The organism is Mesorhizobium sp. M7A.F.Ca.AU.002.02.1.1, from assembly GCF_003998535.1.
Lineage (GTDB): Bacteria > Pseudomonadota > Alphaproteobacteria > Rhizobiales > Rhizobiaceae > Mesorhizobium > Mesorhizobium ciceri.
In genome coordinates, this window is the sequence record NZ_RZPB01000154.1 from 1 (window position 1) to 10,043 (window position 10,043).

General features: G+C 64.4%; 10 protein-coding genes. 7 read left to right on the forward strand and 3 right to left on the reverse strand.

Annotation, left to right across the window (positions count from 1 at the left end; translation table 11 throughout):
* The 4 genes from EN879_RS12345 to glcF form a co-directional block, all read left to right on the forward strand.
* Nucleotides 1-181: DUF3422 family protein (locus EN879_RS12345; RefSeq protein ID WP_127274069.1), on the forward strand; the 181-nt coding region annotated here is incomplete at its 5' end.
* 128 nt (nucleotides 182-309) lie between these two features.
* Nucleotides 310-1,806, forward strand: a complete 1,497-nt coding sequence (locus tag EN879_RS12350) for an FAD-linked oxidase C-terminal domain-containing protein (RefSeq protein WP_013530350.1) — start codon at nucleotides 310-312, stop codon at nucleotides 1,804-1,806.
* A 223-nt stretch (nucleotides 1,807-2,029) separates the two neighbouring features.
* A complete protein-coding gene (locus EN879_RS12360) occupies nucleotides 2,030-3,235 on the forward strand; it encodes an FAD-binding protein (RefSeq protein WP_024502329.1) in 1,206 nt (401 codons plus the stop codon).
* A 10-nt stretch (nucleotides 3,236-3,245) separates the two neighbouring features.
* Nucleotides 3,246-4,571 carry a glycolate oxidase subunit GlcF gene (glcF, locus tag EN879_RS12365; protein ID WP_063170130.1) on the forward strand — a complete coding sequence of 442 codons (1,326 nt, stop codon included), beginning with the start codon at nucleotides 3,246-3,248 and terminating at the stop codon, nucleotides 4,569-4,571.
* Between the two features lie 12 nt (nucleotides 4,572-4,583).
* On the opposite strand, the gene EN879_RS12370 is transcribed toward glcF, so the two are convergent.
* Both EN879_RS12370 and EN879_RS12375 read right to left on the reverse strand, forming a co-directional pair.
* Nucleotides 4,584-5,504: a bifunctional 5,10-methylenetetrahydrofolate dehydrogenase/5,10-methenyltetrahydrofolate cyclohydrolase gene (locus tag EN879_RS12370; protein WP_027160988.1), complete on the reverse strand. Its 921-nt coding sequence runs from the start codon at nucleotides 5,502-5,504 to the stop codon at nucleotides 4,584-4,586.
* Between the two features lie 260 nt (nucleotides 5,505-5,764).
* Nucleotides 5,765-6,502, reverse strand: coding sequence for a L,D-transpeptidase (locus tag EN879_RS12375; RefSeq protein WP_032808011.1), 738 nt, complete (start codon nucleotides 6,500-6,502; stop codon nucleotides 5,765-5,767).
* Between the two features lie 213 nt (nucleotides 6,503-6,715).
* Here EN879_RS12375 and EN879_RS12380 point away from each other — a divergent pair, with 213 nt between their 5' ends.
* A complete protein-coding gene (locus EN879_RS12380; RefSeq protein ID WP_013530355.1) occupies nucleotides 6,716-7,354 on the forward strand; it encodes a DNA-3-methyladenine glycosylase I in 639 nt (212 codons plus the stop codon).
* Between the two features lie 2 nt (nucleotides 7,355-7,356).
* Here the strand turns inward: EN879_RS12380 and EN879_RS12385 are convergent, their stop codons facing one another.
* Entirely contained in the window at nucleotides 7,357-7,608 is a 252-nt protein-coding gene (locus EN879_RS12385; RefSeq protein WP_024502332.1) for a hypothetical protein, read from the reverse strand.
* A 247-nt stretch (nucleotides 7,609-7,855) separates the two neighbouring features.
* Here EN879_RS12385 and hisS point away from each other — a divergent pair, with 247 nt between their 5' ends.
* A complete protein-coding gene (hisS, locus tag EN879_RS12390) occupies nucleotides 7,856-9,358 on the forward strand; it encodes a histidine--tRNA ligase (protein WP_027160986.1) in 1,503 nt (500 codons plus the stop codon).
* A gap of 60 nt (nucleotides 9,359-9,418) precedes the next feature.
* The coding region (locus EN879_RS12395) for an ATP phosphoribosyltransferase regulatory subunit (RefSeq protein ID WP_206520940.1) at nucleotides 9,419-10,043 on the forward strand (625 nt) is incomplete at its 3' end.

Sequence of the window (10,043 nt, forward strand, 5' to 3'; positions counted from 1 at the left end):
CTCCTATTATGTGGTCGGCCTTGTCGGCTATGTCGCCAAGGGCGCCTCGATCTTCGGCCATGCCTTCGCGCCGGAGATCATTACCGCTGCTTCGGTGCCTGTCGCCATCCTGCTGGTCTGGTGGGGCGTGCGCCGCGTGCGCCGGATGCACTCCGAACCCGGCAAGCCGCCCGGCGAATAGCAGCGGCAGATTGCCGCTGCGTAAGCCTGTCTCCGCCTTGAAGTTGGATTCGCCGCCATTACAGGATTTGCACCCAACGCGCTTCACTGGTAAAAGATTTTGACCAGTCAAGCGAAATGAGGCTGCTGATGTCCGGCCTGGCCATGCCGAAACCAGACGATGCCACGATGCGCCGGCGCGACGAGATCGTCGCCGACATGCGCATCATCGTGCCGGGTGAGGGCGTCGTCGACGCCGCCAATTCCATGCGCGCCTTCGAGAGCGACGGCTTGACCGCCTATCGGCAGCTGCCGCTGGTCGTCGTGCTGCCGCAAACGGTGGCGCAGGTTTCGCGCGTGCTGAAATACTGCAACGACCGCAACATCCGCGTCGTGCCGCGCGGCTCCGGCACCTCGCTGTCGGGCGGGGCGCTGCCGCTCGAGGACGCGGTGCTGCTGGTCATGAGCCGTTTCAACCGTATCCTCGGGATCGATTTTCCCAATCGCGTCGTCGTTGCCCAGCCGGGCGTCACCAATCTCGGCATCACCACCGCCGTCGAGCAGGAGGGCTTTTACTACGCCCCCGATCCATCCTCCCAGATCGCCTGCTCGATCGGCGGCAATGTCGCGGAGAATTCCGGCGGCGTGCACTGCCTGAAATACGGCCTCACAGCCAACAATGTGCTCGGCATCGAGATGGTGCTGATGAATGGCGAGGTGGTGCGGCTGGGCGGCAGTCACCTCGATGCGGAAGGCTACGACCTGCTCGGCGTCATGACCGGGTCCGAAGGGCTGCTCGGCGTCGTCACCGAGGTCACCGTGCGCATCCTGAAGAAGCCGGAGACGGCACGTGCACTGCTGATCGGCTTCCCGACCAGCGAGCAGGGCGGCCAGTGCGTTGCCGACATCATCGGCGCCGGCATCATCCCGGGCGGCATGGAGATGATGGACCGGCCGGCGATCCATGCGGCGGAAGATTTCGTTCATGCCGGCTATCCCCTCGATGTCGAGGCGCTGCTGATCGTCGAGCTCGACGGGCCGGGCGTCGAGGTCGATCATCTGATCGGGCTGGTCGAGGCGATCGCCTACAAGAACGGCTCGACCACCTGCCGCATTTCGCAGTCCGAACAGGAACGGCTGAGCTTCTGGGCCGGCCGCAAGGCGGCGTTTCCGGCCGTCGGCCGCATCTCGCCCGACTACTACTGCATGGACGGCACCATCCCGCGCAAGGAGCTGCCGCGCGTGCTCGCCGGCATGCGCGAGCTGTCGGAAAAATACGGTCTCGGCGTCGCCAATGTCTTTCATGCCGGTGACGGCAATCTGCATCCGCTGATCCTCTACGACGCCAACGTACCGGGCGAACTCGACAAGGCCGAAAGTTTCGGCGCCGATATATTGCGGCTCTGCGTCAAGGTCGGCGGCGTCTTGACCGGCGAACACGGTGTGGGCGTGGAAAAACGCGACCTGATGCCGGAAATGTTCACCCAGATCGATCTCGACCAGCAGATGCGCGTCAAATGTGCCTTCGATCCCAACCATCTGCTCAACCCGGGAAAAGTATTTCCGCAGCTGCGGCGATGCGCCGAGCTTGGGCGGATGCATGTGCACCGCGGGCAGGTGGCGTTTCCGGACATTCCGAGGTTTTGAGGGTGATGACGGCGCGTGAACACCCCCCTCTGTCCTGCCGGACATCTCCCCCTCAAGGGGGGAGATTGGCAGCTTGCGCGCCTCGCCCTTCCGTCATCATTGAAGATTGGCGAAGCCATATGCGACATCTGATCTCCCCCCTTGAGGGGGAGATGTCCGGCAGGACAGAGGGGGGCGCCAGGGAACTCGGCATATCCGAACTCGCATCTGGCGCGGTCTCTTCATGACCACCTTCACCCCGACCACCCCATCCGAAGTCCTCTCCACCATAGCCTGGGCCGTGGCGGAAGAGGCGCCGCTCGAACTCCTTGGCCATGGCTCCAAGCGTGGCATCGGCCGGCCGCTGCAAACCGAACACACGCTCGACCTGTCGAAATTATCTGACGTCACGCTCTATGAACCGGCTGAACTGGTGCTGTCGGCCAAGGCAGGCACACCGTTGGCCGAGATCGAAAAACTGCTGGCGGAAAACGGCCAGCAGCTCGCTTTCGAGCCGATGGATTACGGCCCGCTGCTTGGTGGCGAACCGGGCAAAGGTACGATCGGCGGTGTGCTCGGCGCTAACCTCTCCGGTCCGCGCCGGCTCAAGGCGGGGGCCGCGCGCGACCATGTCCTGGGCATCAATGTGGTGTCCGGTCGTGGCGAGGCCTTCAAGTCGGGCGGTCGCGTGGTCAAGAACGTCACCGGCTATGACATGTCGAAGCTGATGGCCAACAGCTGGGGCACGCTGGCCGTCTTCACCGACGTCACCTTCAAGGTGCTGCCGGCAGCCGAGACCGAAGTCACGCTCGCCATCCGTAGCCTGCTCGACGATGCCGCGGCCGCCGCCATGGCCCTGGCGCTTGGCTCGAGTGCTGAAGTGTCGAGTGCCGCCCACCTGCCGGAGCGGATCGCCGCGCGCGTCGCCAGCGGCAGTCTCGGCAGCGAGGCTGCCACGCTGCTGCGCGTCGAGGGTTTCGGCCCGTCGGTCGCCTACCGCATCGCCGCGCTGAAAACGCTGCTCGGCAATGCCGGCCCGCTGGAGGAGATTGGCGGCGAGGTTTCACGGCTGATCTGGCGCGACGTTCGCGATTGCAGGCCTTTCGCCGACGGCAGCGAGAAGCCGGTCTGGCGCATCTCGATGACGCCTTCTCAGAGCCACCAGATGGTCCTGACGCTGCGCATGCAGGCCGCCGTCAGCGCCTTTTATGACTGGCAGGGCGGACTGGTTTGGCTGCGCATGGAACAGGGCGATCCGGAAGCCGCTCTGCTGCGCGGGCTGTTGAGGAAACATGGCGGCGGCCATGCGACGCTGGTGCGCGCCGCACCCTCGCATCGCGCCGCTCTACCGGTGTTCGAGCCGCAGCCGCCCGCTCTTGCTGCACTATCGGTCCGCCTGAAACAGGAATTCGACCCCAAGAATATCTTCAATCCCGGCCGCATGGCCTAGGACATCAGCGATGCAGACCAATTTTTCGCTTGCCCAGCTTGCCGATCCGCATGTCGCGGAATCGGAAAAGATCCTGCGCAAATGCGTGCATTGCGGCTTCTGCACCGCGACGTGCCCGACCTATGTGACACTCGGCAACGAGCTCGATTCACCGCGCGGGCGCATCTACCTGATCAAGGACATGCTGGAAAAAGGCCGTCCGGCCGACAAGCAGATCGTCACCCATATCGATCGCTGCCTGTCGTGCCTTGCCTGCATGAGCACCTGCCCGTCGGGCGTCAACTACATGCATCTGGTCGACCATGCCCGCGCCCATATCCAGGAGACCTACAAGCGGCCACTGCTCGACCGCCTGACCCGCGCCATGCTGGCCTTCGTACTGCCCTATCCCCAGCGCTTTCGCGCCGCGCTCAAGCTGGCGAAGCTGGGCAAGCCGTTCATAGGCTTGTTCGACAAGGTTCCGGCGCTGAAGCCGCTCAGTGCGATGCTCAAGCTTGCGCCGGCGTCGATCCCGGCAGCTTCGCCGATAGGCTCGCCGGGCATCCATGTCGGGCAGGGGACCAAAAGAGGTCGTGTCGCCATCCTCACCGGCTGCGCGCAATCGGTGCTCGATCCCGCCATCAACGAGGCGACGATTTCGCTGCTGACGCGGCTCGGCGTCGAGGTCTTGGTGCCGCCGGGCGAAGGCTGTTGTGGTGCGCTGGTCCATCATATGGGGCGCGAACAGGCCGCGCTTGCCTCGGCGAGGCAGAATGTCGACGCCTGGACACGCGCCCTCGACCAGGGCGGGCTCGATGCCATCGTCATCACCGCCTCGGGCTGCGGCACGACGATCAAGGACTACGGTTTCATGCTGCGGCTCGACCCGGCCTATGCCGACAAGGCCGCACGCGTCTCGGCACTGGCCAAGGACGTTACCGAATATCTCTCGACCCTCGACCTGCCCGAACCGGTTCGCAAGCCGGGCACTGTCGTTGCCTATCACTCGGCCTGCTCGATGCAGCACGGCCAGAAGATCACCCGCCAGCCGAAAGAACTGCTGGCCAAGGCCGGCTTCATCGTGCGCGAGCCGCGCGAAGGGCATCTCTGCTGCGGCTCTGCCGGCACCTACAACATCCTGCAGCCCGAGATCTCGGCCAAACTGCGCGACCGCAAGGTGAAAAACATCGAGGCGACGGGGGCCTCGATCGTCGCCACCGGCAACATAGGCTGCATCACGCAAATCGCTTCCGCCGCGAAGATGCCGGTGGTGCACACGATAAAGCTGCTCGACTGGGCCTATGGTGGGCCGAAGCCGGAAGGTGTTCTGGAAGAAAGCCTGATCGCTGCGGAATAGGTCGCCCTGTCCTTACTCCGCCGCAAGCCTGTCGGCCGTACCGTAGGTCGCCTCATAAAGCGCGCGCTGGCGGCTGAGCGCGACCATGGTGTTGCGCAGCAGGATGGCGACCGTGATCGGGCCGACGCCGCCCGGCACCGGGGTGATCCAGGAGGCGACCTCGCGCACGCTTTCAGTGTCGACGTCGCCGACGATGCGGCTGGAGCCGTCGGGGGCGATTTCGGAATTGATGCCGATGTCGATGACGGCAGCGCCCGGCTTGACCATGTCGGCCTTGATCAGCCGCGGCTTGCCGACGGCAACGAACAGCGCATCGGCGCGCCTTGCATGGGCGGCGACCGATCGCGTCATGTGGTGGCAGACCGTCACCGTCGCGCCTTCGCTCATCAACAGGAAGGCGATCGGCTTGCCGACGATTTCCGAATGGCCGACGATGACGACTTCCAGTCCCTTGAGGTCGAGGCCGGTCTCCTTCAGCAGCTCGACCGAGGCGGCCGCCGTGCAAGGCGCGAGATCGAGCTGGTTGTAGACGATGTTGCCGATCGAGGCCGGATGCATGCCTTCGACATCCTTCAGCGGATGCACCGCCGCTTGCAGCGTCTTGATGGGGATATGCGCTGGCACGGGCCGCTGGATGATGATGCCGGTAACGCGCGGATCGGCATTCAGGCCGTGGATCGCAGCTTCCAACTCGCCTGCTGTGATGGTGGCGGGAAAGCGCCGTTCCTCGAAATCGATGCCGGCGAGCTCAGCCTTGGCGCGCTGGTTGCGCACATAGACGTCCACCGCATCGGTGTCGCCGACGGTGATCGAGATCAGCTTGGGCGGAAAACCCTCGGCTTTGGCGATCGCTGCGTCCTCGGCAACGGCGGCGATGATGCGCTGGGCGACCGGGCCGCCCTTGAGATAACGGCTGTCTTCGGACAGAGGCATGGGTGAACTCTTTTGTGGAACTTGCCACCGAGATAGCAAAAGAATGCGGCAAAGGGCAGCATGAAAGCGAACCGCTATGCCCGTTGCGCGACGCGTGGGTGGCCTTTTGCCCTCGATTTCTGCTCAAAACGGAAAGGGCAGCGCGGTTTCCCGTGCTGCCCTTCCTGACCGGCCGCATCCCCATACGGCCCGTCCCCCGTATCCCTAAACTGGCCTCGAAACGCGGACTGCTTTGCCGGCCAGGTGATTCGCAAGGACTATTATATCACCTCGACCGTGGTTCCGACATTGACCCGCTCATAGAGATCGACGACGTCCTCGTTGCGCATGCGGATGCAGCCCGACGACACCGCGCCGCCGATCGTCCACGGCTGGTTGGTGCCATGGATGCGGTATTCGGTGGTGCCGAGGTAGAGCGCACGGGCACCAAGCGGGTTCTCCATGCCGCCGGCAAGATAGGTCGGCAAATAGCGGCCCTTGGCGGCTTCGCGCTTGATCATCTGCGCCGGCGGGCGCCAGTCCGGCCACTCGCGCTTGTTGGTGATCTTGTGCGTACCCGACCATTCGAAGCCCGGCTTGCCGGTGCCGACGCCATAGCGCCTTGCCTTGCCGTTCTTCTCGACCAGGAAGAGGAAATTCTGCGTGGTGTCGATGACGATCGTGCCCGGCTTCTGGCCTCCGTCATAGTCGACTTCCTGCGGCAGGTAGATCGGGTTGATCTGGGGACGCGCGACCATGCGCTTGGCCGGCGGCTGCACCGCCGCCGTCTGCACCCGGTCGGGCTGCGCCGGGCGCAGGCGTCGCTGCTGCTGCACCACCTGCCGGTTCTGGCGCACGATGCCGGGCGCATGGCCAAGCTGCAGCACCCAGGGTGCGGAAAGGTCGGGGCTCACCATCACCGGCGGCCTGTCGGCATAGCGGTCGCCGGCGGTTGAGGGTGTGACGCCGGCGGCAAACACAGCCACGGCGCCGAGCACGGGAAACAACACTGTCTTCATCGTAACGCACCTTGATCGTCTGATACAAACGGGTGGAAACGTCCTCCCGGTTCGGCGATCATTGGCGCGCAAGCAGCAACCGAAACATGAATCGGAATGCGTAAAATGCGGCTTTGTCAGTAAACCTTTTGGTGTGGTTACCGCCGGGTTCACGAATCTGGTAAAGCCGCAGTAAATGCCGCGCAAAGCGCGTTAACGAACGGATTTTGGCCTATGGACAAGGAACACACCGGCCTGCTCGCCGGCCCCGACGGTGTCGCGCGCTGCTTCTGGCACGGCAATCTGCCCGACTATCTGCACTATCACGATCATGAATGGGGCCGGCCTGTGGCCGACGACCGCAGGCTGTTCGAAAAGATCTGCCTGGAAGGCTTTCAGTCGGGCCTGTCGTGGCTGACCATACTGCGCAAGCGGGAGAATTTTCGCGAAGCCTTCGCCAATTTCGAATTCGACAAGGTAGCAAGCTTCACCGACAAGGATGTCGAGCGCCTGCTCGGCAATGCCGGCATCATCCGCCATCGCGGCAAGATCGTCTCGACCATCAACAACGCCAGGCGCGCCCGCGAAATGGTGGACGAATTCGGCTCACTGGCCGCCTGGTTCTGGAAGTTCGAACCCGGCAAGGACGAGCGGCCGCAAATCGTCGACCTCGCCCATCTGCGCGCGAACCCGACAACGGCCGTCTCGGTGCGGATCTCGAAGGAGCTGAAGAAGCGCGGCTGGAGCTTTGTCGGCCCGACCACGGTCTACGCCTTCATGCAGGCCATGGGCCTGGTCAACGACCACCTCGAGGGCTGCGCCTGCCGCCAAGAGGTCGAGAAGCAGCGGAAGGCTTTCAGGCGGCCGAAATAGGCTCAGGTGCCGTTGGCGCTGGCCAGCACCAGGCCGGCGACGATCGCCACCACCGTGGCCAGGGTCGGATAGATCACCAGCAGGCCGGTCATCAACGCGTCGCGCATGGATGGTCCCTTGCCGGTGTCGGCGGGTACTTCGAACGGTCCGGCAGCCTGGCTGACCATTTTCGGGACGTTGATGTCGGCCGGGCGCAAGCGTGCGGACAATCCGGCATCGCTGTCGATGGCATGGAATCTTGCTGTGCTGGTCATGGCCGCGAACCCCTCATTCCCGCGCTTTATCGGCGGCGATTGTGTCGGCACGATGCCGCACGCATGGCGGGATTGTTTCATTTGCGGTCCGGATTGGTTTCAAGGAGGTGCGGCGTCGCCTTCTCTCATCGGCAGCGCCAGAGGTCTGACCCTTGCCGCATCCGACCTCTTCGGTTAGGACACCCGCGTTGCGAAAATCGCAACATTGCCGACCTGCAAGCATCATAAAACGCCGAGCAAACACCCCATGGCCGATAAATCGGAAAAGACGAAAGCGCGACTGCCGCGCGGCTTTGCCGACCGCAGCGCCGAGGACATCCGCGCCGTCGAGAAGATGATGGCGACGATCCGCTCGGTCTATGAGCTTTACGGCTTCGAACCGGCAGACCAGCCGCTGATCGAATACACCGATGCGCTCGGAAAATTCCTCCCCGACCAGGACCGGCCGAACGAAGGCGTGTTCTCCTTCCAGGATGACGACGACCAGTGGCTGTCGCTGCGCTACGACCTGACCGCGCCGACGGCGCGTTATGTCGCCGAGAATTACGAGCGGCTGCCAAAACCTTACCGCAGCTATCGCTCAGGCTGGGTGTTCCGCAACGAGAAGCCCGGCCCCGGCCGCTTCCGCCAGTTCATGCAGTTCGATGCCGACACGATCGGCACGCCGGGTGTGGCCGCCGACGCCGAAATGGCCATGATGATGGCCGACGTCATGGAAGCGCTGGGCATCAAGCGCGGCGACTACGTCATCCGCGTCAACAACCGCAAGGTGCTGGATGGCGTGCTGGAGGCGATCGGCCTTGGCGGCGAGGAGAATGCCGGCCGCCGGCTGACGGTGCTGCGTGCGATCGACAAGCTCGACAAGCTCGGGCCGGAAGGCGTGAAGCTTTTGCTTGGCCCGGGCCGCTGGGACGGCGGCAAGGAGGGCGAAGGCGACTTCGCCAAGGGCGCCGGGTTGAACAACGGGCAAGCCGAGGCGGTTCTTCTCGCGACTGCGAGGACTATACAGGCCGGCCAGGATTCCATGGTCAGTTCGAACGCGATCTACCAGGAAGGCGTCGGCGAACTCGCCACGATTGAAGCGCTGGTCAGGGCGGCCGGATATGACGAAGACCGGATTGCCATGGACCGCTCGGTCGTGCGCGGCCTCGAATACTACACCGGCCCTGTCTTCGAAGCCGAGCTTCTGGCCGAAATCCCCAACGAAGACGGCCAGATCGTGCGCTTCGGTTCGGTCGGTGGCGGCGGGCGCTATGATGGCCTCGTCTCGCGCTTCCGTGGCGAGCCGGTGCCGGCAACCGGTTTTTCCATCGGCGTCTCCAGGCTGATGACCGCGCTGAAGAACCTCGGCAAGCTTGATGCCTCGGACGTGATTGCGCCGGTCGTCGTGCTGGTGATGGACAAGGACACCGACAGCCTCGGCCGCTACCAGAAGATGGTGGCGGAGCTGCGCGCCGCCGGCATCCGTTCCGAAATGTATCTCGGCGGCGCCGGCATGAAGGCGCAGCTCAAATATGCCGACCGTCGCGGCTGTCCGGTCGCCATCATCCAGGGCGGCGACGAGCGCGCCAAGGGCGAGCTGCAGATCAAGGACCTGATCGAAGGCGCGCGCATGTCGGCCGAAATATCAGACAACGCCGAATGGCGCGCGGCGCGCCCGGCACAGGTGACTGTGGCGGAGGGCGAGCTGGTCGTCGAGGTGAGGAAGATATTGGCGGCGCAGGCTGAGGAGAGGGCGCGTGGCAAGTAGAGGCCGCGTTGGCGCCTCTGGTTTGGGACCAGAGGGTCGTGCAGCACTGAGGTCAGCAAGTTGACCTCCCGCACCCCCGCCATCTCCACCGACATCACCAACCTCTTCGCCACGCGCAACACGCACGCCGTCGAGGTCGCCATATTGCAGCCGGCGGACCCGTTCCTCGACATGGCCGGCGAGGATTTGCGCCGCCGGATCTTCCTCACCGAAAGCGAAACGGGGCAGACGCTCTGCCTGCGGCCGGAATTCACCATTCCGGTCTGCCTCGACCACATAAGTTCGCAGGCCGGCACGCCGCGCCGTTATTCCTATCTGGGCGAGGTGTTTCGCCAGCGCCGCGAAGGCGGCAACGAGTTCTTCCAGGCCGGCATCGAGGATCTCGGCGACCGCGATACCGCGCAAGCGGATGCCCGCTCGGTGGCCGACGCGCATGCGCTGCTGTCGCTGGTGCTGCCTGGCCAGGCATTGGCGATCACGCTTGGCGACCAGACCATTTTCGAGGCGGTGCTGGCCGCCCTTGGCCTGCCGCGCGGCTGGCGCATGCGTCTTGCCCGCGCGTTCGGCTCGTCGCCGATGCTTGAGGCGGCACTCGCCGATCTTGCCAACCCGCCGCGCAACAGCCAGCTCTCGGGTCCGGTCGCCGCTCTGGTCCTCGACGGTGATCTGGACGGTCTTTCCGCCC